25 protein-coding genes are annotated in these 25,462 nt (G+C 65.5%); 11 read left to right on the top strand and 14 right to left on the bottom strand.

The window, feature by feature from the left end:
- Positions 1–8: 8 nt before the first annotated feature.
- Complete coding sequence (locus LI337_RS17320; protein WP_227231174.1) at positions 9–524, bottom strand: hypothetical protein; 516 nt, start codon at positions 522–524, stop codon at positions 9–11.
- A gap of 208 nt (positions 525–732) precedes the next feature.
- Between LI337_RS17320 and LI337_RS17315 the strand changes: the two genes are divergently transcribed.
- Both LI337_RS17315 and LI337_RS17310 read left to right on the top strand, forming a co-directional pair.
- Complete coding sequence (locus LI337_RS17315) at positions 733–1,647, top strand: prohibitin family protein (RefSeq protein ID WP_227231173.1); 915 nt, start codon at positions 733–735, stop codon at positions 1,645–1,647.
- A gap of 11 nt (positions 1,648–1,658) precedes the next feature.
- Positions 1,659–1,886 (top strand): hypothetical protein, encoded by a 228-nt coding sequence (locus tag LI337_RS17310; protein WP_227231172.1) that lies wholly within the window; start codon positions 1,659–1,661, stop codon positions 1,884–1,886.
- Between the two features lie 139 nt (positions 1,887–2,025).
- Here the strand turns inward: LI337_RS17310 and LI337_RS17305 are convergent, their stop codons facing one another.
- The 7 genes from LI337_RS17305 to LI337_RS17275 form a co-directional block, all read right to left on the bottom strand.
- Positions 2,026–2,730, bottom strand: coding sequence for an SDR family oxidoreductase (locus tag LI337_RS17305; protein ID WP_227231171.1), 705 nt, complete (start codon positions 2,728–2,730; stop codon positions 2,026–2,028).
- 159 nt (positions 2,731–2,889) lie between these two features.
- Positions 2,890–3,654, bottom strand: coding sequence for an ABC transporter ATP-binding protein (locus LI337_RS17300; RefSeq protein ID WP_227231170.1), 765 nt, complete (start codon positions 3,652–3,654; stop codon positions 2,890–2,892).
- Between the two features lie 31 nt (positions 3,655–3,685).
- Positions 3,686–4,441 carry an ABC transporter permease gene (locus tag LI337_RS17295; RefSeq protein WP_227231169.1) on the bottom strand — a complete coding sequence of 252 codons (756 nt, stop codon included), beginning with the start codon at positions 4,439–4,441 and terminating at the stop codon, positions 3,686–3,688.
- Positions 4,442–4,491: 50 nt separating this feature from the next.
- Positions 4,492–5,418: an ABC transporter substrate-binding protein gene (locus LI337_RS17290; protein ID WP_227231168.1), complete on the bottom strand. Its 927-nt coding sequence runs from the start codon at positions 5,416–5,418 to the stop codon at positions 4,492–4,494.
- 158 nt (positions 5,419–5,576) lie between these two features.
- Positions 5,577–6,296 (bottom strand): YIP1 family protein, encoded by a 720-nt coding sequence (locus tag LI337_RS17285; RefSeq protein ID WP_227231167.1) that lies wholly within the window; start codon positions 6,294–6,296, stop codon positions 5,577–5,579.
- 288 nt (positions 6,297–6,584) lie between these two features.
- Positions 6,585–7,412, bottom strand: a complete 828-nt coding sequence (locus tag LI337_RS17280) for a hypothetical protein (protein ID WP_227231166.1) — start codon at positions 7,410–7,412, stop codon at positions 6,585–6,587.
- Between the two features lie 207 nt (positions 7,413–7,619).
- The gene (locus LI337_RS17275; RefSeq protein WP_227231165.1) at positions 7,620–8,297 is read right to left on the bottom strand and encodes a helix-turn-helix domain-containing protein; all 678 of its coding nucleotides are present in this window, start codon (positions 8,295–8,297) and stop codon (positions 7,620–7,622) included.
- A 146-nt stretch (positions 8,298–8,443) separates the two neighbouring features.
- Here LI337_RS17275 and LI337_RS17270 point away from each other — a divergent pair, with 146 nt between their 5' ends.
- The 4 genes from LI337_RS17270 to LI337_RS17255 all read left to right on the top strand — a co-directional run bounded on the left by LI337_RS17270 (position 8,444) and on the right by LI337_RS17255 (position 14,196).
- On the top strand, positions 8,444–10,507 hold the full coding sequence (locus LI337_RS17270; protein ID WP_227231164.1) for a hydantoinase/oxoprolinase family protein: 2,064 nt from the start codon (positions 8,444–8,446) through the stop codon (positions 10,505–10,507).
- A complete protein-coding gene (locus LI337_RS17265; protein ID WP_227231163.1) occupies positions 10,504–12,357 on the top strand; it encodes a hydantoinase B/oxoprolinase family protein in 1,854 nt (617 codons plus the stop codon). Before LI337_RS17270 ends, LI337_RS17265 begins: the two co-directional genes overlap by 4 nt.
- A 36-nt stretch (positions 12,358–12,393) precedes the next feature.
- Positions 12,394–13,152, top strand: a complete 759-nt coding sequence (locus LI337_RS17260; protein ID WP_227231162.1) for an isochorismatase family protein — start codon at positions 12,394–12,396, stop codon at positions 13,150–13,152.
- Between the two features lie 96 nt (positions 13,153–13,248).
- Positions 13,249–14,196 (top strand): isocitrate lyase/PEP mutase family protein, encoded by a 948-nt coding sequence (locus tag LI337_RS17255; RefSeq protein WP_227231161.1) that lies wholly within the window; start codon positions 13,249–13,251, stop codon positions 14,194–14,196.
- A gap of 70 nt (positions 14,197–14,266) precedes the next feature.
- Here the strand turns inward: LI337_RS17255 and LI337_RS17250 are convergent, their stop codons facing one another.
- Both LI337_RS17250 and LI337_RS17245 read right to left on the bottom strand, forming a co-directional pair.
- Positions 14,267–14,770 (bottom strand): TRAM domain-containing protein, encoded by a 504-nt coding sequence (locus LI337_RS17250; RefSeq protein ID WP_227231160.1) that lies wholly within the window; start codon positions 14,768–14,770, stop codon positions 14,267–14,269.
- 120 nt (positions 14,771–14,890) lie between these two features.
- The gene (locus LI337_RS17245) at positions 14,891–15,541 is read right to left on the bottom strand and encodes a ribonuclease HI family protein (protein WP_345777776.1); all 651 of its coding nucleotides are present in this window, start codon (positions 15,539–15,541) and stop codon (positions 14,891–14,893) included.
- Positions 15,542–15,860: 319 nt separating this feature from the next.
- Between LI337_RS17245 and LI337_RS17240 the strand changes: the two genes are divergently transcribed.
- Both LI337_RS17240 and LI337_RS17235 read left to right on the top strand, forming a co-directional pair.
- Complete coding sequence (locus LI337_RS17240) at positions 15,861–16,481, top strand: hypothetical protein (protein ID WP_227231158.1); 621 nt, start codon at positions 15,861–15,863, stop codon at positions 16,479–16,481.
- The gene (locus tag LI337_RS17235; RefSeq protein ID WP_227231157.1) at positions 16,478–17,770 is read left to right on the top strand and encodes a hypothetical protein; all 1,293 of its coding nucleotides are present in this window, start codon (positions 16,478–16,480) and stop codon (positions 17,768–17,770) included. The genes LI337_RS17240 and LI337_RS17235 overlap by 4 nt, the downstream gene beginning before the upstream one ends.
- A gap of 90 nt (positions 17,771–17,860) precedes the next feature.
- On the opposite strand, the gene LI337_RS17230 is transcribed toward LI337_RS17235, so the two are convergent.
- Positions 17,861–18,856 carry an aldo/keto reductase gene (locus LI337_RS17230; protein ID WP_227231156.1) on the bottom strand — a complete coding sequence of 332 codons (996 nt, stop codon included), beginning with the start codon at positions 18,854–18,856 and terminating at the stop codon, positions 17,861–17,863.
- Between the two features lie 191 nt (positions 18,857–19,047).
- On the opposite strand from LI337_RS17230, the gene LI337_RS17225 reads away from it, so the two are divergent.
- Positions 19,048–19,851 carry an aldo/keto reductase gene (locus tag LI337_RS17225; RefSeq protein WP_227231155.1) on the top strand — a complete coding sequence of 268 codons (804 nt, stop codon included), beginning with the start codon at positions 19,048–19,050 and terminating at the stop codon, positions 19,849–19,851.
- Between the two features lie 160 nt (positions 19,852–20,011).
- Here LI337_RS17225 and LI337_RS17220 read toward each other — a convergent pair whose 3' ends face one another.
- On the bottom strand, positions 20,012–21,016 hold the full coding sequence (locus LI337_RS17220; RefSeq protein ID WP_227231154.1) for an alpha/beta fold hydrolase: 1,005 nt from the start codon (positions 21,014–21,016) through the stop codon (positions 20,012–20,014).
- 270 nt (positions 21,017–21,286) lie between these two features.
- Here LI337_RS17220 and LI337_RS17215 point away from each other — a divergent pair, with 270 nt between their 5' ends.
- Both LI337_RS17215 and LI337_RS17210 read left to right on the top strand, forming a co-directional pair.
- Positions 21,287–22,018 carry a DUF7504 family protein gene (locus LI337_RS17215; protein ID WP_227231153.1) on the top strand — a complete coding sequence of 244 codons (732 nt, stop codon included), beginning with the start codon at positions 21,287–21,289 and terminating at the stop codon, positions 22,016–22,018.
- A 3-nt stretch (positions 22,019–22,021) separates the two neighbouring features.
- Positions 22,022–24,106 carry a CHAT domain-containing protein gene (locus LI337_RS17210; protein WP_227231152.1) on the top strand — a complete coding sequence of 695 codons (2,085 nt, stop codon included), beginning with the start codon at positions 22,022–22,024 and terminating at the stop codon, positions 24,104–24,106.
- A gap of 4 nt (positions 24,107–24,110) precedes the next feature.
- Here LI337_RS17210 and LI337_RS20015 read toward each other — a convergent pair whose 3' ends face one another.
- Positions 24,111–24,245, bottom strand: a complete 135-nt coding sequence (locus LI337_RS20015) for a DUF7503 family protein (RefSeq protein ID WP_264475113.1) — start codon at positions 24,243–24,245, stop codon at positions 24,111–24,113.
- A 740-nt stretch (positions 24,246–24,985) separates the two neighbouring features.
- Positions 24,986–25,420: a universal stress protein gene (locus LI337_RS17205; protein WP_227231151.1), complete on the bottom strand. Its 435-nt coding sequence runs from the start codon at positions 25,418–25,420 to the stop codon at positions 24,986–24,988.
- Positions 25,421–25,462 lie beyond the last annotated feature (42 nt).

Below are 25,462 nucleotides of genomic sequence, written 5' to 3'. Positions count from 1 at the left end.
CAGACGGCTCAGGCGAGAAACCAGCCGAGTGACGACGCACAGACCGACGACCCGGACCCACCGCTGTTCTCGAACGTCCAGTTGTACTCCTGTTGTCGCTGGGGACAGGTGACGATGTCTGCACGGACGGAACTGTCCGGGCCTGCCCGCCGCTCGATGAGGTACACCGTGTTGTCGCCGGGCTCCCACGACTCGACGCTGGTGGTGACCGTCTCACCCGGATCGACGACGATCTGACTCGTCTCCACGTCGTCGGCGACCGAGGCGTTTCGATACGGTTCGTCCCAGACGAGGTCCTCGACCGTCACGAGTTGTCGGTCACCCCCCTGGGTGGTCACGGCGACGTTGGTGAGCAGTGCAGCGTGTCGGTCGGGCGGCGTGATCATCGTGATCCGGTACGACTCGTCGTCCTCGTTCGTGAACGTCGCCGTCGGCGGGCCGTCGATCACGGCACCGGCGGCGAGTGAGACGCCACTGGCGAGGAGGAGCCCGACGAGAACGAGGGTGAACCTGCGGGAGGGCATCGTCGTGACGTTCTCGACAGTGAGGAAAAAGTCTGTGGGATCTAGCGGCACAGGTCGGTCGATGTGTCAACAGCCGGCGTGCCTCTGAAGCGACAGACGGTGACTGACGATTGGCGTGCTCCCGGCGAGACCGTGCGGTTCACGTCTCGACTCCTCCCTGCGATGAACCACCTGTACTTTATACCAGCCACCCTGACCGTAGCACGCAATGCCCTCCGCACGACAGAATGCACTCGCAGTCGGCCTCGGACTCCTCCTCGTCGTGAGTCTCGTGGCCGGCGTACTGGCATACAGACAGGTCCCCGAAGGACAGGCCGGCGTCCAAAAGGAGTGGGGTGCAGTCACCGGCACGACACTCGAACCCGGCGCACACTGGAAGGTCCCGATCATGACGACCGTCCAGGGCGTGGAGACGCGGCCCCGGACGTACACGATGAGCGCGACCGAAGGTGAGGGTGAGAAGTCGAGAGCCGACGCGATCACCGTCAAGACGGTCAACGGCTCCTCGGTCGACGTCGACGTGACCATCCGCTACCGGATCAACCCCTCGCAGGCGGACACGTTCGTCGAAGACTGGAACCGCGAACAGCAGATGGAAGCACGACTCATCCGTCCGACGATCCGGACGGTCCTCAGAGACGAGGCGTCGAGTCTCCAGACGACCGGCACCGACGCCATCTACACCCAGACGGGCCGTGCCGCACTCGAAGAGGCGGCACTCGGTGCACTGCGTGAGGAGTTCGACGACGAACCGATCACGCTCGAAGCCGTCCAGATCCGCAACATCGACCTGCCGGAACAGATCGACCAGACGCTCGACCAGAAAGAACAGGCGAAACAACAGGTCGAAGTCGAGAAGGAGAAGGTCAGACAGGAAGAGGCCCGTGCCGAACAGAAGATCGTGCAGGCCGAAGCCGACGCCGAGGCGATCGAGATTCGCGGTGAAGCGCTCCGGGAGAACCAGGTCGTCCTGCAACAGCGTTACATCGAGGCGCTCAAGGAGGGCGAGACGATCTACGTCCCGACCGAGAGTGGTGGACTCACCCTCACCCGCGACGTGACCGCGGACGTGGACGCCGAGTCGACCACCGGGACGAACACCACCGCGAACACGACCGGCTGAGGAGCACGCTCATGGTCGCCAAACTCGCACTCGTCATGCTCACGCTGGCTGTCGTCCTGCTTGCCGCCGTCCTCGGAGCCTACCGCTACTTCAGCCAGCAGGAACGGCATCGCCACGAGAAAGAGATGTTTCGTGAGAGACGCGACGCGGCGCTGTTGGACGACGACCGGAGCGCACTCGACAGAGAACTCGACCGCGACCGCGAACAGGAGCAGCGTCGAGACCGCGACCGGGAGTGAGGCAGAGTAACTCCCGCTCGGGAGACGATTCGCCTCCCCGAGTGTGTGTACTGATCGATGTCAGTGTGCATGGAAGAAACTCCGTCGCCGACCGCTGTCCGGCGAACCTCGCGGCTGTGACGAACACAGTCGTCGTCGGTCAGACAGACGCCGTCAAGCCGCCGTCGACGCGGATGTTCTGTCCGGTGACGTAACTCGATGCCGGCGAGAGAAGGTAGGCGACCGCATCTGCGATCTCGCGAGTCCGGGCCGACCGACCCATCGGAATCTGAGCGCGTGTCGCGTCGTCGATCTCGTAGCTGTCGACGAACCCCGGTTGGACAGTGTTCATCCGGATACCGTCTGCCGCGTACCGGTCGGCGTAGAGTTTGGTGAAGCTGCCGAGTCCGGCACGGAGCACCGACGAGACGGGGAACTCGGTCGACGGCTCGAACGCCGAGAACGTCGAGATGTTCACGACTGCCCCGCCACCCTGCGTCTCCATGATGGGCGTGACGAGTCGTGCCATCCGAACCGTATTCAACAGCACGAGGTCGAGTCCCTGGTACCACTCGTCGTCGGTGATGTCGAGGAGGTCGCCAGACGGCGGGTGGCCGGTGTTGTTCACGACCGCGTCGATACGGCCGTAGCGGTCCGCGGTCGCCTCGACGAGCGTCGCCAGGTCGTCGGGCTCCGTCACCGACCCCTCGAACCCGTCCCCACCGAGTTCTGCTGCGACGTCGACGGCACTCCCCGACGGCGAGAGCAAGACGGGTGTGTAGCCGTCCTCGTGGAGTCGTCGGGCACAGGCTTCGCCGATTCCACGTCCTGCCGCCGTGACGATTGCGACTTTCTGTTCGGTCATAGCTGTGCGCTTCAACACCACCGGGTGTCTTAAGCGATGACCCCGGATTCCGGCGGCGGGTCGTCCGGACTCGGTGAACCCCTCTACAGAGGAAACACGGCGAGTGCCTCGGGGCTCGACCCCGAGGCGGTCCACCGTCGACTCGTATCGAGCGCCGACTCAGTACACCAGTTCACCGTCGATGAACCGGCGTGTCCGCTCGTCGGTCGGTGACTCGAAGACTCGCTCGGTGGGACCGACCTCGGTGAAGCCGTCCCCGAGGAGGACCGCGACCCGGTCTGCGATGCGCTCCGCCTGGTGCATGTCGTGGGTCGCGACGACGACACCGATGCCGCGCGCTCTCGCGTCGCGGATGGCGTCTTCGATCAGCCCGGTGTTCCGGGGGTCGAGGTCGGAGGTCGGTTCGTCGAGCAGGAGGTGACTCGGTTCGTACGCGACCGCCCGTGCAAAGGAGACGCGCTGGGCCTCCCCACCCGAGAGCGACCGGGCTGGCTGGTCGAGCTTCTCGCGCAACTCCACCAGGTCGAGGGCGTCGTGGACCGCCTCGGGCGTCCCGTTGGAACTGACGAGCGCGGCCAGTCGGTCGCGGAGGCGTTCGTCCCACTCCTTGCGGACGTGGAGGCCGTACTCGACGTTTCTGGCGACCGTGGCGTCGAACAGACTCGCCTCCTGTGCGACCATGCCGACCTGCCGGCGGAGCGACAACCGAGTGCGCTCGTCCGTGTCCCACACCGACTGGCCGTCGAGTCGTACCTCGCCGGCGCTCGGCCGGAGGCGGAGGGCGAGCAGTCGCAGGACGGTCGTCTTGCCGACGCCGGAGGGGCCGATGATGCCGACGACCTCGCCCGGTTCGACCGACAGCGAGAGGTTCTCGACGACGGAGTCGTCGCCGTAGCTGTACGAGACCGCGTCGAGTTCGATCATCCTCGGCGTCCCTCCGACACACTGCATCGGCTCATCGGTTCATCGCCCCCGTGTCGCCGAGTCTGACGACGATGGCGTTGACGGTCAAGACGAGACCGACCAGCACCGCCCCGAGGACCATCGCGGTCTCGTACTGACCCTGGCGGGCTTCGAGTTGGATCGCCGTCGTCAGCGTCCGGGTCTTCGAGACACCGTCGGAACTCGTGATGTTGCCCCCGACGATCAGGACCGACCCGACCTCGCTGATCGCCCGGCCGAAACCGGCGAGGATCGCCGTGGCGATGCCGTAGCGTGCCTCCTTGATGACGACCAGTGCCACGTCGAGTCGCGTCCCGCCGAGGACCCGGGCGGCGTCCCGTACGTCGTCGCCGACGCCGGTGATCGCCGCGAGCGTGATCGCTGTGATCGGCGGCGTGGCGAGGACGAACTGCGACATGATCATCGCCTCTCTGGTGAAGATCAGCTCCAAGGAGCCGAGCGGTCCCTGATTCGAGACCGCAAAGAGGACCAGCAGGCCGACGACGACGCTCGGGAACCCCATCCCGGTGTTGATGATCGACTTCACGAGTCGCTTGCCGGGGAAGTCGGTGAACCCGGTGAGCAGGGCGATGGGGACGCTGACGAGCGTGCTCAGCGTCACGGCGACGAGACTCACGTACAGTGAGACGAAGATGATACTGGAGACGTAGCCGTCTCTGAAGGGGAGGTCGACGACGGCCGGGAGCGAACTGATGCCGACCGACACCGATCCGGCGACTGCCGGGAGCACAGTGTGCCCGGCCGTCATCGATCTGACGACGGCTGGTAGCGTTGCGAGACCCGATTCGACCGGCACGCTCACTCCTCGGAGTCGTCGCTACTCCAGCCTTCCGGCACGTACTGTTGGAAGTTCGGATCCTCGGAGACGGCCTCGGGGAAGAACAACTGCTCGTCGTTCACCTGGTACTCCGCGATGGCTTCTTGGGCCTGTGGGCTGGTGATCCAGCCGATGTACGCCATCGCCAGATCGTAGTTGGCGTTGTCGTGGACGCCGGGGTTCACTGCCATGATCCCGTAGGGGTTCGCCAGGATCTCCGGCCCGCCCTCGATCGGCCCCTGCACGAGGATCGTCAGGTCGATCTCCGAGCGCTGAGAGATGAACGTTCCGCGGTCCGAGAGGGTGTATGCTCCCTGCTGGTTAGCGATGTTGAGCGCCTCGCCCATCCCGGTCCCGGTCTCCTGGTACCAGTCGCCGCCGGGATCGGTGCCGGCGGCCTCCCAGAGGTTGAGTTCCTTCGTGTGCGTCCCGGAGTTGTCGCCCCGAGAGACGAACGTCGCCTGCGCGTCGGCGATGGCCGTCAGGGCGTCGGTCGCCGAGTCCATCCCCTGGATCCCGGCCGGGTCGCTCTCGGGACCGACGATGACGAAGTCGTTGAACATGAGATTCCGGCGGTTGATGCCGTAGCCGTTGCGCATGAACTCGTCTTCGAGGCCGCGTGCGTGGACCATCACCACGTCCGAGTCGCCGTTCCGGGCGGACTCCAGTGCCGCACCGGTGCCCTGTGCGACCGCGTCGACGGTCACGCCGTACATCTCCTCGAACTGCGGGTGGATCGCGTCGAGCAGTCCCGTGTCGTAGGTGCTCGTCGTCGTCGTGAGCGTCAGCGTCTCGCCGGCGACGCCCGCCCCGTCTGCACTCGTCTGTCCGGGTGCCTGACACCCGGCGATGCTCGCGACCGCGCCGACGCTGAGCGCCTGCAGGAACCGTCTGCGTTGTATCGACATGGGCATATCGAGTGAGCAACAGTAGAAGTAACTTGTGCTCCCGGACAGCCCGATCGGTGACCCGGTGTTCCCGGACGGAGACCTGTGACGGTCGTGGCCACCTCACTGCACACCTGGCGGACACTGTGAGATCGATGGACGGGCGGTGCGTGCAGCGATCAGATCGCCCCGCCGAGGACCAGCAAAAGTGCCGTGGCCCCCGCGACGGTCGTCGCCTCAGCCCCGGTCAGGTCACGTCGATGCTCGAGACCGAACTTCCAGATGACCGCGCTCCACAGTCCGCTCACGACCGAGGAGACCGTCCCGATCCAGCCGAACGAGCGGATCTGCGCCTCCATCTTGGCGAACACGCTGGTCGGTTCGCTCGCCGTGGAGACGGTCACGGGATCGAGCACTATCGACAGCGCGACCAGTGAGACGGGGACGGTCAACACGATCGGGGTCAGCCCCCAGACGGTGACCGCGAACGACGCACCGAGACCGTTCGATCCGCCTGCGAGCCACGACCCCGTGTGAACGACGAGCGTGAGACCGACGACGACGAGAGCCATCCCGACGAACACGATGCCGGCGATCTCTCCGATCGCCCGCTCGATGATCCGGTCGACGTTCCGTTCGACCTGTTGTGGGGCGTCACACGCGTCGTCGTCGAAACCCGGTGGGTCCACGGTCCCCTCACAGAACGTCTCCGGCGGACGTTCCGGGTTGTCCACCAGCACCGTTCCGTCGACGTGAGACGCGAGGACGTGGCCGACGCCGTAGACCAGTCCGAGCGCGCCGAACAGGACGAGACAGACGGCGAGGAACACGCGACCGGGGTGCAACTCGCGCTCTCGGAAGTATCTCCCAGGTCGGAGGAGGGGCGTCTGCGGGGGCACGTTCTACGACCCCGAACCGACGGACAATGGGTCTTCTGTCGGACTGCTCTGACCGACCTTGGCCGCACGCTGTGGCGACGGCGTCGAGGTCGGACTGTGGACACCTCCGACGACGCGGATTCCGAAGGTCGATCCTCTCCGGAGCAGATCGAGAGTAAGTGGACACCGGGCCCTCGCTCACGTGATCGAGGAGGTCCGACACCGACTATTCCGTCTGACTCGGGATACCACTCGTCGATGCTGAGACTGTCGGTAGCGAGACGGTCAGGCGCAGACTCGACGCTCCGCTCAGGCCACCTGTTCGGCCCGGAACAGGAGTCGGACCTGACTGTCGCCCTCCCGATAGAGAACCTCCCCACCGGGACCACCGTCTGCTGGCCGCCACCGGTACTCGTAGCCGTCCCCGTAGGAGCCCAACTGATCCGAGTTGTTGAACCCGTCGTCGTCCTCCAGCAACGTCGCACCGACGGAGATGAACGACCGTGCATCGAGCGGTTCGCCGGCCGGGAACTCGACCACCGTGTCGACGTTCAATCGTCGCCGTTCGCCCGCACGCATCGGGAGCGAACTCCGCCGAGGGGCGAGCGTCCCGATCTGGTTGTACTCGTCTGCACCCTCGGCGCGGATCCAGCGACCGCTCCGGGCGTCGTACCCCCGCGCGAACACCCACCCGACCAGTTCGAGTTCGTCGTCCGCGAACGGCCCGCTCCCGTCGCTGGCCTCGTCGACGACGATGGTGACGTCGTAGATGCGGTATCTGGTGGCTCGTGGCTCCGGGGTGGCCGTCGGCGTCGCTGGCTCGGGCGTGATGACCTCGAAGTCCTGATCGACGGGGGCGAGTTCGGGGTCCTCGATCGGTGCGACCTCCAACTCCGGCGTCGTGGTCGCGGGCCTCGCCTCGTCGGTCTCGCAGGTGAGGCTGTTCCCGTCTCGGACGCAGGCGACAGAGGAGTTGCCGTCGGACAGGGAGACGCTGTCGCTGTCGACGTTGAACGTACAGCCGGCGAGCAGGCTCGCTCCGGCGACGCCGACCCCGGCGAGGAAGGACCGACGTCTGAACGTGTCCGCGTGATCGGTCCCGGCTCCCCCCGTCGATTCGGCGTCTGCTCGGCTCATGCACCCAGAATCGCATCTTCAGGTATTAAGCACGTACTGCCTACCGGAGACGAGATGAGACGAGACGACAGGTCGTGGTCGGCACCGGATAGCCCGTTCCCCTCGTGAGACCGACTCTTCGAGACGCCGGTGCTGACGAACGGGCGACTGTCGTCCTTACAGCCCAGTCTCACCCGCGAATCGCGATTGGGCAACCAGTCCCGACGATCAGCCGGGACCGCCATCGGGCAGGTGTGACACCCCCAAGTCGGGACGCGTCTGAGCCGGCAGTGGTGACTCGTCGGTCAACCCCATCGTCAGCAGTTTCTTCTCGGCCCGTCGGAGGTGTTCGTGGAGCGTCGCCCGACTGATCCCCAGTTCCTCGGCGAGGTCCTCGTTGTTGATCCGTCGCGGCCACTCGTAGTAGCCGCGTGCCAGCGCCTCGACGACCACCTCTCGCTGGCGGTCGGTGAGCGGCGACTCGGTCGTCTCGGTGAACGTCTCCAGTTTCCCGAGTGTGACGGTGCCGAACCCTTCGAGGTCGTCGATGATGGCCTTCAGGTCGTCGCGGCGAAAGACGAGGACGTTGTACTCGCGGTGACGACCGCGAACCGTGTTCGAGCGGCGGAGCGTCCCGTGGTTCCGGTAGATGGCCGAGTAGGCACCACACGAGGGCTTGGTGACGAGCAGGTTCACGTCGTCGAGTCGGGCGACGTACTCGACGTGCTCGGCGGCTTCGAGAGCCGTCTGGAACGCATCGGCGTGCTCGCCGGCCCGGAGGACGAACGTCACGGAGCCGTTTCGGACCTCCTCGATCTCGATCGGCACGGGCCCGTCGACGTCGGCCGTGAGGTCTCTGAGGATGCACTCCCGGTGCTGGTTGAAGTGGATCGTGGCAGTGAACATCCTCGTTCTCGCCCCCGTATGGGCGAGACCGGCACAAAAAGCTATGTGCGGGTGTCAGCGCCGAGGTGGCAGTATAAAAACCACCAACAGCTGTTGGGAGAATGCTTACCCCCCGATACCGAGACTGCCAACTCACGCGGTAACACATGACATACAACTTGGGTGTGGACGTCGGCGGGACCTTCACCGACGTGATCGTGTTCGACGAGGAGACACACGAACTCACGATCGACAAGGTCCTCTCGACGCCCGCGAATCCATCGGAGGGCGTCCTGCGAGGTATCGAAGAGGCGACGACGAAAGCCGACACGTCGGTCGGCGAACTCGACTTGCTGTTTCACGGCACGACGGTCGTGACGAACATGTTGCTCGAGGAGACCGGCTCTCGGGTGGGTCTCATCACGAGTGCCGGCCACGAGGACATCCTCCACCTGGCACGTGCCTGGACGCCCGGCCCGCTGTACGGGTGGATCGGGATGGAGAAGCCCGACCCCCTCGCTGATCTCGTCGACACGCGCGGCGTGGCAGGGAAGATCAACTCGCCGGCAGGCGAGGAGACCGAGCCACTCGACGAATCTGCGGTCCGATCTGCCGTACAGGAACTGCACGCGTCCGGCGTCGAGGCCGTCACGGTCGCACTGCTCAACTCGTATCTCGACTCGGCACACGAAGAGCGCGTCCGCGAGATCATCGAAGCCGAAGCGCCCGACCTCCCGGTGTCGATCTCCTCGGAGATCGTCCCGGAGTACGGCGAGTACGAGCGGACCCTGACGACGGTCATCAACGACTACGCCCGGCCGCAGGTCATCCAGTATCTCGACGACCTCGACGTGTCGCTCGAGGAGGCGGGGTCGACCGCGACGATGAACGTCGTCCGGTCGGACGGCGGACTGATGAGTTCGACGGCTGCGAAACGTCGACCGGTCGAACTCGCACTCTCCGGCCCGAGCGGTGGCGTCGTCGGCGCGGCGACGATCGCCGCGAAAAAAGGCGTTCCCGACGTGCTGACCCTCGACATGGGCGGCACGTCGACGGACGTCTCGCTGGTCGAAGGTGGCACACCGGGGACCACCCGACAGACGAAGGTCGGCTATCGGGAGTTCAAGTCCCGGTCGGTCGACGTGAACACGGTCGGTGCAGGCGGTGGCTCCATCGCCCGCGTCCAACTCAGCGGTGCCTTACAGGTCGGCCCCGAGAGCGCCGGTGCGGACCCCGGCCCGGCCTGCTACGGCCAGGGTGGCGAGGAACCGACCGTCACGGACGCGAACGTCGTGCTCGGTCGCATCCCGCCGATGGTCCAACTCGGCGGGAAGATGGATCTCGACCACGAGGCGGCCCGCGAGGCGGTCGCCGGCATCGCCGAGCAACGGGACAGTTCCATCGAGGAGGCCGCACAGGCGATCCTCGACATCGTCAACGAGAACATGTACGGCGCGCTCAGGGTCGTCTCGGTCGAACGCGGCTACGACCCCCGCGACTTCGGACTCGTCGCCTTCGGCGGCGCTGGCCCGATGCACGCGAACGCCCTCGTGGACGTGATGGGTGCAGACCCGCTGATCGTGCCACCGGGACCGGGCGTCATGTCCGCGTTCGGTTTCCTCACCTCAGACGTGCAAAACGAGTTCTCCGAGACCTACCTCGAGACGGACGAAGACGTCGACGGCACGGACGTCGAGGCAGAGTTCCGAACACTCCAAGCGGACGCGGCAGACTGGCTCGACTCCGAAGGCGTCGCCGCAGACGACCACCGCTTCGAGTACTACGCCGACTGTCGCTACTTCCGCCAGGACATCCAGATGTCGATCCCGGTGGACGTCGACAACCTACGGCGCGACGGCGGACTCGCCGAGATCAAAGACGACTTCGAGGCCAGACACGACCAGCAGTTCGGCTTCTCGCTCGACGCCCCGCTGGAGATCGCCACCATCCGCGTCATCGGCAAGGGCGAGATCGAGGGCGTCTCCATCGAGGCGAGCGAACCGGGCGACAGCGATCCGAGCGGCGCGCAGGTGGCGACGAACGAGGTGTACTTCGATGGGAGCTATCACGAGACGCCGATCTACGACCGAACCGAACTGGTGGCAGGCAACGAGATCACCGGCCCGGCGATCGTCGTCGAGAACGACTCGACGGTCGTCGTGCAGCCGGCCTACACGGCGACGGTCGATCCGTACGGCAACCTGGAGATCACCCGAGGTGACGACCGATGAGCAGTGAGACGCCCGACTTCGTCGGCGAGCACGACATCGACCGGACGACCCTCGACATCGTCGAGAGCACGCTGGCGAACACCCGCGAGGAGATGGACCGCGTCGTCGAGACGACGGCCATCAGCCCGGTCATCCGCGAACAGTCCGACCAGTTCCCGCTCATCGCCGACGCGCAGGGCCGGATGGTGATGGGCCAGTTCGGGTCGGCGATCGACACCATCATCGAGAACTCCCCGTTCGAGATCGAGGACCTCGAAGACGGTGACGTCATCGCGACGAACGACCCGTACATGTGTGCCGGCGCGGTGTCACACACGCCGGACATGCTCCTCTTGCGACCCATCTTCTACGACGACGACCTCGTCGGCTTCTCCAGTCAGTGGGGGAACCTGATGGACGTCGGCGGGAAGACCCCCGGCAGTATGCCCGTGCAGGCACGGACCATCTTCGAGGAGGGGATGCGCCTGCCGCCGGTCAAACTCTACAAGGAAGGCGCGTTCGACAGCGAACTCCTCCAGACGTTCGCGCACAACACGCGCCTGCCGGAACACGCCGAAGCGGACATCAAGGCACTCGCCGCCGGCACGAAGACGGCCGAGAAACGCGTGCAGGAACTCTGTGATCGCTTCGGCAAGGAGACCTACGTCGAGGCGTGTGACGCCATCCTCGACCGGACGCGGGACGGGATGATCGACCTCATCCACGAGTTCGTCCCCGAGGGCGAACGCTACACCTTCGAGGACTACGTCGACGACGACGGCATGGGCAACGGCCCGATCAAACTCCACCTCGAGATTTACCGCGAGGGCGAGACTGTGTACCTCGACTGGACGGGCACAGACGCGCAGGTGCCGGGGACGGTGAACTTCCTCCTGAACGAGAAGATGTTCAAGATGTTCACCGGCGTCTTCCTCATCATGGCGTTCGACCCGCTCCTCACGTTCAACGACGGCTACTACGACCTGTTCGAGGTCACGCTCCCTGAGGGGTCGGTCGTCCAACCGGAGTACCCGGCCGCACTCGGCAACCGCCTGCCGATGATGGCCCGCCAGTTCGACGTCCTGCAGGCGACGTTCTCGAAGCTCATCGACGGCTTCTCGGTCGCCGGGAGCTACGGCACCTCGCCCAATCTGGTGTACGCCGGCACCGACTCGGAGGGGAACGACTTCCAGATGCTGGAGATCCTCTACGGGGGGATTCCGGCCCGGCCCGGCGGCGACGGTCTCGACGGCCACTCGTGGTGGCCGCTGTTCCGGACGGTCCCGGCCGAGTACCAGGAGGCGTACTACCCGCTGAGCATCGACGAGTACAGCACGCGAGCCGACACGGGCGGGGCGGGGACGTTCCGTGGCGGCCACGGCATCACGAAGCTCTACACCTTCGAGGAGGACGGCGCGATCACCTTCCAGGACGACCGCGCGCACACCTACCCGTGGGGCGTCGACGGCGGGAAATACGCCCAGCCGAGCGAGAAGCGACTGCTCCGGACCGACGGCACCGAGGAGGATCTGCCCTCGAAAGTCGAGAACGTCCCGGTCGCGGCGGGCGACAAACTCGTCTTCAGCACCGCCGGCGGCGGCGGACTCGGCGACCCACTCGAACGCGATCCGGAGCAGGTCGCGGTCGAAGTGCGTCGTGGACTCGTCTCCGAGTCGGCCGCCGACGAGGAGTACGGCGTCGTCCTCGCGGACGGTAGTGTGGACGAGGAAGCGACCGAGGCTCGGCGCGCGGAGATCCGCGAGACGCGAGACGAACTCGCCGAGTTCGACTACGGGCCGCTTCCGGACGACGAGGCCCTCGAAGCACAGATCGCGGCCGAACGCCGCGAGTTCGACAGTCGGGGGAACTGACTCCCGGCCCTTCTCGTTGCCCTCATCCCATCTCACATGACGTGGCCAGACGACTTCGACGAGGTCGGCGACATCGACGACTCCAACGACTCCACCGACGTCGCCGACCACTACGGCGACCGGGAGTTCGGCGAGCGCGTCGGCTTCGGTGACCAACCAGCACTGCTCGTCGTCGACCTCATAACCGCTTTCACCGATCCCGACAGCGACCTCGGGGCGGACGTGAGCGACGTCGTAGCGCAGACCCGCCGACTCCTCGACGCGTTCCGCGAGCACGACCTGCCCCGGTACTTCACCACCGTCGCGTTCGAGGAGTCCTACGGCGACGCCGGTCGATTCGTCGAGAAGGTCCCGGCTCTGCGCGAACTCCGCCTCGGGAGTGACCGCGTCGCCGTCGACGACCGCATCGCGCCGGTCGGCGACGAGCGCGTGATCCTCAAGAAGTACGCGAGTGCGTTCTTCGGCACCGACCTCGCCACGGAACTGACGACCCACCGCGTCGATACGCTCGTCATCACGGGCGTGACGACGAGTGGCTGTATCCGCGCGACGGCGGTCGACAGCCTCCAGCACGGCTACCGGACCATCGTTCCGGCCGACGCGGTCGGCGACCGGGCCGAGGGTCCCCACCGAGCCAACCTCTTCGACATCGACGCGAAGTACGGCGACGTCGTCCGAACCGACGACGTCGTCGATCACCTCACCGAGACCGCGACGGACCTCGCCGGGACTGCGGGGGACGAATCCGATACGGACGCGACTGATGCGACCGACGCGACCGACAGCGACACCTGATCCGATCATGCACTCACCCGACTCTCACACGACCTGTCTCACCCAGCGACGCACGACAATCGACGACCGTTTAGCGACCCGGCGGCTGATCCGACCATGACTACCACAGGGGAGACACTCCGCGATCGACTCGCCGAGGACGAACTGCTCGTCTGCCCCGGCGTCCACGACCCGCTCACCGCCGCCGTGGCCGACTCGGTCGGCTTCGACGCGATCTACATGACCGGATACGGCACGTCGCTCTCGAAGGTCGGCTACCCCGACGCCGGCTTCATCACGATGCCGGAGATGATCGAGAACGCGAGCACCATCCAGGAGCGAATCGGCGTCCCGCTCATCGCGGACGCCGACAACGGCTACGGCAACGCGACGAACGTCGTCCGGACCGTCCGCGAGTACATCAAAGCCGGCGTCGGGGCGATCCACATCGAAGACCAGACCTTCCCGAAACGCTGTGGCCACACGAAGGGGCGGCAGGTCGTTCCGAAAGCCGAAGCGGTCGGCAAGATCGAAGCCGCCGCCGACGTCCGCGACGAGCGCGACGATTCGTTCGTCGTCATCGCCCGGAGCGACGCCCGTGGCACGGGTGGCGGCTCACTCGCGGAGGCTATCGACCGAGTGAACGCCTATCTCGACGCCGGTGCGGACGTCGGGTTCGTGGAGGGGCCGACCGATCCCGCGGAGTTACAGCGCGTCGGCCGGGAAGTGGACGGGCCCGTGCTCTACAACTTCGTCGGCGACCTCGGGACCTCGCCGTACGTCGCCATGGAGGATCTCGACGCGTGGGGGTTCGACCTCGTGTTGTTCCCCATCCTCTCGACGTTGTCGACCATCGCGTCGGTCCACGCCGACATGCAGGCGTTCGCGGACGATCCGGGTGCGGCGATGCGCGGGGTGGACGACGCCTTCGACGCCCAGTCACTCGGGAGTCTCCACGACTTCTCCGGTTTCCCCGAGGTCGTCGAGTGGGAGGAGCAGTATCTGCCTGCCGAGGATCGGGAGAAGTACGAGGGGTCGCTCGGCGACGAACTCGGCGAGGAGTAGCGTCGCCTCGGAGCGTGACCCCGAAGCGCTGGTGACGCCTCGGTCGTTCTGTAGACGGGAGTTCTGTCTCCTACTCGTGGACGACTTCGGCGAACGCGACGTTCTCGCGGACGGCGGTGATCCGAACGAGCGGTTGCTGGCCGACGTCGGTATCCGAGACGAACACGACGTACCCCGGGCCGACTCTGGCCAGGCCGTCGCCCTTCTCGCCCATACTCTCGATCTCGACTTCGAGTGTCTCCCCTTCCGTGACCGGTGGCTGGTCCGAGTGTGACTCGGTCGGGGAGTGTGACCGACCAGCGTTCGCTCCCGTCTGTGGCGTATCACCGCGCTGGGCGGGCTTCGAGGGCTGCCGATCCTCGTCGGTCTCTTCGACACGCCGTGCTGTCGGTTCGTGCTGGCGATCACCGGTGGCAGGCGGGACCGACTCGCTCGGGTGGACACCGATCCGGTAGGTGTCTCCGCGCTGGAGCGTGCCGAGTTCGATCTCTTGGTCGGGAATCGTGAGGACGTACTCGCCGTTCTGCTTCTCGACGCGTCCGGTGAACAGGCACAGCGGTGTGGATGACTGCATTGGTCTGTTCTCCGGGTGAACGCGAATATATCCTCGGGATTCACCCGAAAGAGACCGGCTCCGGGACCGCAGTGTGCATCGGTCGGTCGTCGCCTCCCGTGGTCACCACCGGAGCGCGTCTCAGGGCCCCAGCGCCGCGATGTCCGCGCCGACCGTCGCCAGCGCGTCTGCGGGATTCGGCTCGTGGTCGGCGAGGTGTGTGTACCGGTGGTCGGGAATCGTCGACAGTGCCGCCGCGATGGCCTCGCTGTACGGTTCGACGCCGGGTTCGGTCGGCTCGGTGCCGCCCCACACGTCCCGGATCACGGTCATCGAGTCGATCCGCACTTCCAGTGTCTGTGGCTCGTAGCGCGCGAGCAGTTCCGAGAGGCCGAGGTGGAGCGCACCGTACTCGGCGGTGTTGTTCCCCGTCTGCGAGCCGACGGGCCGACCGAGTCTGGCGAGGTCGTTTTCGGACGCATCCAGGATAACGGCTCCGGCACCTGCTGGGCCGGGATTCCCGCGTGAACTTCCGTCGACGTAGAGGACGAACGAGTCCCCCGTCGGCTCGGCCACTGGGGGCCGGCCGATGTCCGATCCACGGAGCCGTTCGAGTGCGTCTCGCAGTTCGGCAGGGGTGGTCGTCGGGGCGAACAGGCCGCCGTAGTCGGGCATGGCCTCGTCGATGCGGTCGGTGGCGGTCTCCATCTCGTACCCTACGGCGGCGAGTACCTCCTCGACGAGTGCGGCGAGCGGCGTGAGGTGTTCACCCGGAAGCGGTTCGCCGGTCACGGCAGTCGCTCCGTCTGGTGCTGGTTCGGCGACGCTGTAGTCGCCCTCCCTACTGCCCTCGTCGCTCGGCTGACCCACTGCATACGGACTCTCGGTCGTCCAGCCGCATAACCTCTTCAGGAGACCCCGCTCTTCGTGGTCCGCGACCGGGTCCGGACATCGTCGGCTACCGCTTCGCCGGACTGCTCCAGCTCTCGGTCCGATTCGACGGCGACACCAAACTGTCGAGTGAGCGTCTCTCCGACGGCTTCGGTGGCGTTCGACGGCGACTCCCCCGACTCCCCGGTGCTTATTGACCGTCCGTTCACAACCCGATACGATGGCTCACACGCCCTCCAGACGTGTCCTCCTCGCCAGCGTCGGGACCGGCCTCACCACCCTGTTTTCGGGGTGCAGTGCGTCCGAGGCCGGGCGTACACCCGACGGCGAGACACGGATCCGTGAGTACGCCGTCGAGTTCACCCGCTCGACGGGTGAGCGCCCGCCGGTCGTCGCCCTGCCCGACACTGCCGACGACGGAGTGACCGACGAGGCGTCGGCGTCGACACCCGACCGGATCTTCTCTCGGTCGATCGGAAACGAGACGGACGCCGCCCGAGTCGAGTTCGCCGACGAGGCGACGAACGTCGCCGCCGTTCGTCGACTCCTCGCCGAGACGGCGTTCGCCGAGGAGTCCGTCTTCGTCTACCAGACGGAGATCCAGGAGTGTTACCGCTTGAAGCTGATCGACGTGAGCCGAGACGCCGACGGCGATCCGGACTTCCAGTTCTGTCAGGTGATCCGCGACGCGCAGACCCCCTGCGAGCGTGAGGTGCGCGACGCCGTCGCTGCGTTCGTCCGCCTGCCGTTCCCCGGTGAGTTCGGCGGCTACTCCATCGGACGGAGCAGTCGTTGTCGACCCGTTCGGCGGGCGGAGCACAACGGGAGTGAGTCGGCGTGACCGACCACGGTCGCCGGTCGCTCCTCGCGACCGCCGGGACCGCACTCGCGGGCACGCTCGCAGGGTGTAGCACGCTCGAAGGCCTCTCGAGTGAGTCGACCGTCGAGTACGACGACTCGGCACTCGCTGCACTCCCCGGCGACGTCCCCGAGGTACCCGCTCCGGAACCCGTCCAGCCGACGCCAGCACACCTCGAGGCCGCCCGCGACCGGGTTCGATCGTCGCTGGCGGGGACAGACCTCTCACGGGTGCCGAACGCGGTCGTCCGTCAGCGACTCGACCGTGAGCGGGACTCTGCACGAGACGCGCTCGCTGCCGACGAGACCGGCGACTCGCGCGTCGAAGCACTCGCCGGTCTCACGCATCCTCGTGCCGAGGCGATGTTCGTCCAGGCCGGCCTCGCCGCCTTCGACGGGCGGCTCACCGCCACGGATCTCACGGCCCGCCGCGACCGACAGCAGCGCGAGGCGACCGCGTTTCTCGACGACTACCGGTACGTCGGCTCGTCGGGTGCGCCGGCGGAGACGCTCGCCGAACACGCCCGGATCGTGGAGTGGGCTACGACCGGGAGTCGGCTGCTCGAGCCCGATCAGTACTACGAGTACGAGAACACCGTCCTGCACCGAGCCGAACTCGCACGGGACATCGAGTGGGGGCGTGCGTACGCCGCCGACGCTCGCCGTCTCCGCGACCACTACGTCTCGACGCTGGCGGACACCACCGACTACACCGATCGCTTCGCAGGGGTTGCAGACGGCCTCGTCGTCGAGGTCGAAACTCACGCAGCAGCACCCGACTGGGAGACACTGACGAGTGATTTCGAGCGTGACATCGAGAACACGGCGGCCGAACGCCTGCTCGAGGAACTCGCCCGCCGTCGCTGGAGTCACGCAGAGACCGCGGTCGAAGCGGACGACGACGCCGGCGACGACGTACTCACGATCAGCGCCGCGATGCACAGCCTGGTCGCAGACCGCGCCTTTGCCGCCGTGACCGAGGCCGTCGAAGCCGGTGCGTACGAGACGCCGGAGTCGGTCGACCCCATCGCCGCAGAACGGACCGCCGCCGTAGAGCAACTCCAGACACTACTCGACACCGAGCCTGCGCCGCTGGCCTCCCGACTCGCTTCGCGGGTCGCGACCGAACTCGGCAACGCCGACCGGCAGGTACGGCAGGAACGGGTCTCCGCTCCCGCGAGCTACCTCTACGCGGAGTACGCCCTCGCGAACCAGTACGCAGCCGCTGCCCCGCCCGTGATCCGCCGAGTCGGGGTCACACTCGACGGCTGAGCCGGCCTGTCGCTCGACCCTCTGCTCCGACCGACTCGTCGTGTTACCGACACACAGTCCGAGCGTGTGGTGGCCCGCCCGAGTCGACTGTCACCAGCGGTGGTGGACTGCGTCGTAGAGGTGGGTTTCGTACACGTCGCGAACCGCGCCGTGGGTCTCGTGAGAGAGCGGGTCCAGGTCGGCAGCGGCGACGTTCTCCGCGACGTGGTCGGGTGTCGTCGACCCGGGGATGACCGTCGTCACGGCGTCGAAATCGAGAATCCAGCGGAGTGTGAACTGCGCCATCGTCGCCTGCTCGGGGACGAGTCGCCGGAGCGCGGCGACGGCATCGAGGCCGTCCTCGAACGGCACGCCCGCGAACGTCTCGCCACCCTCACGCCCGACGCCTGCGGAGACGCCACCCTCGGCTGCCGTCCGGCGGTGGTCGTCCGGACCGAAGTCGTCGATCCCGTCGAACGCGTCTGCGAGCAGCCCCGACGCGAGGGGGACACGGACGATGATCCCGACGTCTTCGGCGGCGGCACGCTCGAAGAAGCGCTCTGCGGGTCGCTGGCGGAACGGGTTGAAGATGATCTGCACCGACTCGACCACGTCGTACTCGATGGCCTTCGTCGCCTCCTCGACCTTCTCGACGCTGACGCCGGCGTGTGCGATCTCGCCTTCGGCCTCGAGCTCTTCTAACACGGCGAACGTCTCGGGCTCGTAGAAGGCGGCCGTCTCGGGGCAGTGCAACTGGAGTAGGTCGAGTTCGTCGACGCCGAGACGCTCCTGTGAGCCGGCCACAGACGCGCGCAGTCCCGCCTCCGAGTGACGTTCGTCTGCGTCCGGGGCGGCTTTCGTCGCGACGTAGACCCGCTCTCCGTCAGCGGGCCGCTCTGCGAGGACGTCGTGGATGAGGGTCTCGGCTCGGCCGTCGCCGTACACTTCGGCCGTGTCGACGAAGTTCGCACCCGCGTCGAGGGCGGTCCGGATCGCCTCGCGGGCCTGTTCGTCCGAGACGTCGTCCCAGACCGGCCCCACGTTCCACGTCCCGAGGCCGACTGCGGACAGTGGCAACTCGGTACTCCCGAGGTGTCGTCGTTCCATACAGGAGACGCGGCGGAGGAGCGGAAAAAGCTGTGGGAGCAGAGACGATCGTCCCCCAGAACGCTGTTGGCGTGCCGACTCAGGTCGGCGTCACTCGCTGCCACGAACAGGTATGTGCTACTGACACCTGTACGTCACGCGAACCTGCCCGTTCACTCGCCTTTTTCCGCCTCCTCTCCGTCGGTGTGGCTATGACTGGGCTCGAACTCCCGCCGATCGGATACGGAACGTCCGGCGACGAGACCGACGCGGTGTGGACCGACAGCGTCGCTGCGGCGCTCGATGCCGGCTACAGACACGTCGACACCGCACAGATGTACGAGAACGAAGCACAGGTCGGCGCGGGCATCCGGCAGAGTAGCGTCGACCGTTCCGAGGTCGTTCTCGCGACGAAGGTTCACCCGACCAACCTCGCACCCGACGACGTGCGACGGACGACACGCGAGAGTCTGGACCGTCTCGGCGTCGACAGCGTCGACATGCTGTACGTCCACTGGCCGGCCAGAGCCTACGACCCCGAGACGACACTGCCGGCGTTCGACGCCCTCCACGACGAGGGGCTGGTCGATCACGTCTGTCTGAGCAACTTCACGCCGGCCCTGCTGGACGAGGCGCGGTCGATCCTCGACGCGCCCGTCGCCGCTCATCAGGTCGAGTGTCACCCGCTGTTGCCACAGCGAGAACTCCGAGCGTACGCCGAGCAACACGGCCACCGACTCGTCGCCTACTCGCCGCTCGGTCGCGGTCAGATCCTCGATCACCCGGTCCTCGCCGAGGTCGCCGCGAAACACGACGTCTCGACGGCGCAGGTCTGTCTCGCGTGGGCCGTAGCACACGACATCGTCCCGATTCCGAAGGCGACGGGCACTCACATCACCGAGAACCTCGCGGCGACGTCGCTCTCACTTGACACCGCAGACCTCGCTGCGATCGACAGCATCGAGGAGCGACAGCGGGTCATCGACCCCGACATCGGGCCGTGGAACCGGGAGTGAGACTGCACGAGCCACGACGTAGGGTGATCACCCGAGAGGACCTGAAACGAGCGGGACTGGCGACGGTCACACACCACCGCTGCACGTGAGCCGCGGCATCGTGGGGGTATCTCGGCCGTCCGTCGCAGCAACGAGGGCCGTCGTGTCGACGAGTACTCCTCTACGCCACCTGCTCGAGTACCGACTCGGTGAACGAGTGGAGCGCCCCTCGGAGGCGGTCGGCATCCGGGCCGACGCCCGCGAGGTGATCGGCATCGACGCGGAGGAACTCGACGTCTGGCAGTGCCTCGACCACGTACTCGGCGTGGGCAATCGGGACGGCCGCGTCGAACTCCCCGTGAAAGACGAAGACCGGACACTCGATCGTCTCGTAGTCGACGACCGGGAGTTCGCGGCACCAGCGTTCGTCGTTGAGCGTCCCGTCGATGCGGGGGCTGGCGGGGAGAATGGTCGTGGCGAACTCGAGGTCCCTCCTGTACTGTGCGGGGTGTGTCCGGATGTACTCGACGTAGGTTTCGAGGGCCTCACCCTCCAGCGTTGAGAGTCCGGCGTGCATGCCTTCGATGAAGCGATCGGACCTGAACCGATGGAAGAAGGCGAACAGTCCGGAGCGGACGTCGAGTACCGGCGTCGAGGTGAGCACCGGGTCGACGATCGGGTTTCCCGTGTCGTACGTCCGCTCGTCGATCTCGGTCGTGATCGCCGACGCCAGGACGAGCCCTGCGACCCGTTCGGGATACTCGGCGGCGAGTTGGAGGGCGACCGGACCGCCACAAGAGATCCCCACGACGATCGGGCGCTCCACGTCGAGGGCGTCGAGAAGCGCCACGAGGAGGGCGGCCTGATCCTCGAAAGAGCGGTTGTCGTCGAGCGGCGTCCGGAGGAAGCCCGGTCGTGACGGGGCGATGATCTCGACATCGTCTCCCAGGACCCCGTCCAGGAGGAGTCCCTGATCGTAGCCGCCCGGTGCGCCGTGCAGGACCAGCACGGGATACCCCGAGCCCCGTCGCGCGACTTCGACGACACCCCGGTCAGTCTCGACGAGTGTACTTCCGGCCGAGAGCTCCGTGAGTCGCCGCCGTTTCCAGCGCCAGAGTGCACCGCCCGCTGCACAGAGGAGCAGTCCCGCACCGACTCCGATGGACCGTCTCACGTTTCGGTGCATACCGGTCGATACGACCGCGAGAGAGATAGCTTCTGAGGGGGTCGCTCCCCGCCCTTCACAGTCCCGGCGGTAGCCTGTTGTTGATCCTCCATACAGGTGCTTCCGTCACGGTTTCTCGCAGTCTCGGGGACGGCTCTCGCCCGCTGATCGCTCGTCGCTCGTATGCGTGCACTGGCGCTCGAAGCGGTACACCGAGCCGCGAATCTGCACGATCCGTCTCTGGGACGACACGCCCTTCAACGTCGTCATCTCTCTACTCGGTGCCTACTCATGAAGATACCAACCCCGTCAATGAAAACTACTAATAGATTCTGTATTGATGGTTTATCAATGACGATTCGGGAGTTAACGTTTCGCGGGGACGACACACCTCCCCTCGGGACGGTATTGGGGGAACTGAAACGGGAGGGGTGTGCGGTCATGATCGTGGGGGAGTCCCGGATGGCGCGCGAGGCGATGTCACAGCGGCTGTTCGGCGCACCAGACAAAGATCGCCACCGGGTACTGCTCACACCGAACGGTGACTACCCGGTCGAACCGTGGCTCCCGCGAGGGGTCTCTCCGTCGCGCGTACGGACGGTCTCGGTCCGTGAATCCGAGCGGAGTGCGACGGCGACACGACCCGACTCTCCGGAGCCACGAGCGGCCGATCTTGATACCGCACTCGAGGAACTCGATACGGCGATCGCCGACACTCAGTATCCCTTCGATCCGGGTGTGCTCCGGATCGGCGTGCATACGGCCGATGCCCTCGCCGAGGCGTACGGTCGTGAGCAGGCGCTGTCGTTTCTCGAGGACGTCATCGAGCGAGTCCGGAGTCGACGGGGGATGGGTCACGTACACCTCAATCAACCGGCAGAACACCCGATGGTCGGTGAATTCGAACCCCTCGTCGACGCACTCGTCGAGGTACGGTTCCCCGATACGTACCAGCCGGAACAAAGATGGTACATCCCCCAGTACGGTTACACGACCTGGGTGCAGATCTCCCCCAGCCACTGAGACATGCTCACCGTCGCTCCGCTCGATGCACGGTCCGGGCTCACAGTCCACGACCGGATCGAAGACGTCCGGTTCGAACTGCTCACAGACCGGCAGGTGAACCCTCGTTCTGCCGATCCGGACGTGTTCCGCGTTCCCGTCTCGACGGCTGCCGAGATCACGGCCGAACGGCTCACGATTCCCAAGCAGATCGTCTGTTACATCCGGACACACGAGGGCGTAACGCTAGCCGAGACGGCTCCGAACGAGGAGACCACACTCGACGCAGGGCGGTACGAACTCGAACTGACGAGCCTCCCCTTCAAACTGTACGCACACGTCACTGGCACGTTCACGATCCAGCCACAGGACGGCCACACGCAGTTCAGCTTCGCGGAGCCGACGACGATCACACTCGGTTTCCGCTCGTTTCATGAGCAACCGGCGGCGACGGTGACGACGACGTCCGACCCGTTCGATCTGATGCAGGCCGTCTCGACGCTCGGATCTGCGCTGAAGACCACTTCGCCCGAACGGTCGTGGCCGACGCTCCGCGGGCATCCGCCGCTGCTCGAACGGGGAGCGGAACTCTCCATCCCCGATGGGTTGGAACCACCCGCGGAGAACGTTCACATCGAGGTGCCGCCGACGCTGGACCACATCTACCGAGTCACGCCGCTGGCATACTACCTCGGCGCACCGATCGAGGCCGGACGAGTCCCGCACGTCGTCGCAGACGGGAGGACACTCCCGCTGGCGACGGCCGACGGAGATATCGAAGAAGGGGTACAGCGGACGCTCGAACAGACGTTCTTCCTCGACTGTCTCGTTCGGACCGAGGGACTGTACGAACTCGACCTGCGGGAACGGTCGGCACTGGAAGACAGCCTCCCGTTCGAACCGAGCGTCGTCTACGAGCAGTCGCTCGCGACGCGGCTCCAGATCTACGACGAGGTGCCGTACATCTTGCTCGAACCGGAGATCCCCGAGTGGCCGATCTGCTCCGACGTTCGGTCGTCCCCGGAGACGATCGAGTACCTTCCCTTCGCGGCGAACCGACTGTCACACGTCCGGATCGCAGACGGCGTGCGGGCGAACGCTGCCGAGGTGGAGCCGGCCCACTTGGGGACGTTCTTCCGGGGTGAGACGCGGGGGATCGCGCGCGACGCGGGCGACGCTGCCACGCCTGCGTGGGACGAGATCGAGTTCTTCGAGCCACCAGAGGCCGACGCGACCACCCACGCGTGGGTCGGAGACGGCTACCCTCTCGGGACGGCGAAGACAGACGTGGATGCGATCACACGGCGACTCGAACGGACGACTGTCGATCCGGATGCGATCACGGTCCAACTCGTCTGTAACGACGAGAACATGGTCGACGAGACGGCTGGTGATCTGTACGGTCTCCGTGACCTGCTCGACTTCGAGATCGCGGTGTCACACGACCTGACGACGGCCGAGTTCCGCGAGTTGTGCCACGAGGAGATCGACTTCCTCCATTACATCGGTCACGTCGACGACGGGGGTATCGTCTGTGCGGACGGCTCACTCGACCTCCGCACACTGGACACGACGGGCGTGCGAGCCTTCCTCCTCAACGCCTGTCACTCCTACGCACAGGGCGAAGCCCTCGTGCAGGCTGGCGCAGACGGGGGGATCGTCACGCTCTCGCGCGTGTTCAACAACCAGGCGACGAAGATGGGTCGGCTGACCGCTCGGTTGCTCAATCACGGCTTCCCGCTGGACGCGACGATGTCTATTCTAGATCACGGTCCACTGTCGAGTCATCGGTATGCTGCATTGGGTGACTATCGAACAACCATTTGTCAAACTTCGAATCCACTTCCAGACCTCATAAGGATTGACAAAGATAGCAAGGATACTATAAAAATAGAGCTTTATGCCTTCCCAAGCGACCGACACGAATTGGGCAAAGTCAAACAACCGATCATGGATAATCTATCAAAGTGGCACTTGCTAGGCGGATTCGGTGACGAGTATATCATTAACAAACCTAAAGCAGAGGAGTTTCTTAAACGTGGATCGGTCCCTGTACTCTCGGGTGACGAGATCTACTGGAGCCCCTGTAAAATCGACGATGTTTTATAAATAATCACGGTCCCCCGAGGCCAACACTATTATTCGCTGCGACTGGCCCAGCCTGCGCCAGCAGCAGGCACATCGTGAACAGGACACCCATCAGTCGGGGATTCTCTCGCAGGTACGCCGCGATCGTGTTGTCGGACATGGTCCACCCGAACCATAGAATACTTCCACAAAGAGTTTATCTAAATAAGTAATAGATCTATTGAATTAATAGAATAAACAAAACGCTCGATGAAACATCTCAGCAACCTACAAAGTCGGGCACTGATGTCAAGTAGGTCGAGTCGTGTGATATCGCGGCGTAACTGTATCTATGGCGGCAGCACGAAAACAGTTTGTCTACTACTCGCTCTCGTGACACGTAGTGACTAGGAAGTGTCGCCACATCGCCCCGGCGCGAACCAAACTCGATACCCTCCCAGCCAGTTACCGCACCTTGATGCAGACCTCTTCAGGCACGACCGGCTCGGCATCGAACGAGCGACGGACTCCGGCATCGTCGGGGGATCACCGGTGCAATCGTCCGAGAGAGTGCTATCACGCCGACATCCCGACGATCGTACCCATCGTCCGTGCTCACCCGTTCCGTCCGGTTCCCAGGGCCGCCCACCGGCTTACCGAGGTGGCTCTCGAACCCCTCGTGGAGTTCGATATCGACACGACCGAACTCTAGCAGAAGGCCGACGAGAGCCAGTCGGAACTCCAACAGCTCGCCCAACAGTAGCAGCAGGGACAACAGGCACATCAGCGGCGCGACTCGGAGCAACCGCTCGAGAGTGTGGTCCCTCAGCCCGTCGGGTTCCAGTGTTGCTCACGTCACCGATCCTGCCACCGCTGTCGACGATGGGCGGACGGCGGTCCGAGCAGAGCCAGTGGTCGTGCTCAGCGAACCGTCGTGACGGGAACCGGAGACCGCCGGACGAGTGACTCAGCGACACTACCGAGGACGAACTCTTCGAGATGTGATCGGCCGTGGGTGCCCATGACGAGCAGATCGGCGTCGTAGAAGTCGATCGCATCGATGATCGCTTCGACGACTCGGCCGACTGCAACGCCCGTCTCGACGTCGACGTCGTGCTCACTGGCGACCGCTCGGGCAGTCACGAAGAGCTCTTCTGCGTGCTCTCTACGGTCGTCGAGCCAGTCGTCCCACTCACTCGGGTGGTCACCCCAGCCGGTGGCCGCAGTGTCGTCTCTGTGGCTGTCGACGACGTACAGGACCGTGATCCGGGTCGAGCCGAAGGTCTCACACGCGTAGTCGAGCGCTTTCTCGGAGAGTGGAGAACCATCGAACGGAACGAGGACGCGTTCTGGCATACATGAAAGACGCCACACTCACACAAAATCGTTCGTGTGAGG

This window comes from Salinirubrum litoreum, assembly GCF_020567425.1.
In the GTDB taxonomy this organism is placed as follows: domain Archaea; phylum Halobacteriota; class Halobacteria; order Halobacteriales; family Haloferacaceae; genus Salinirubrum; species Salinirubrum litoreum.
The sequence above is the reverse complement of the archived record's forward strand: the minus strand, read 5'-3'. Positions and strand labels throughout refer to the sequence as shown.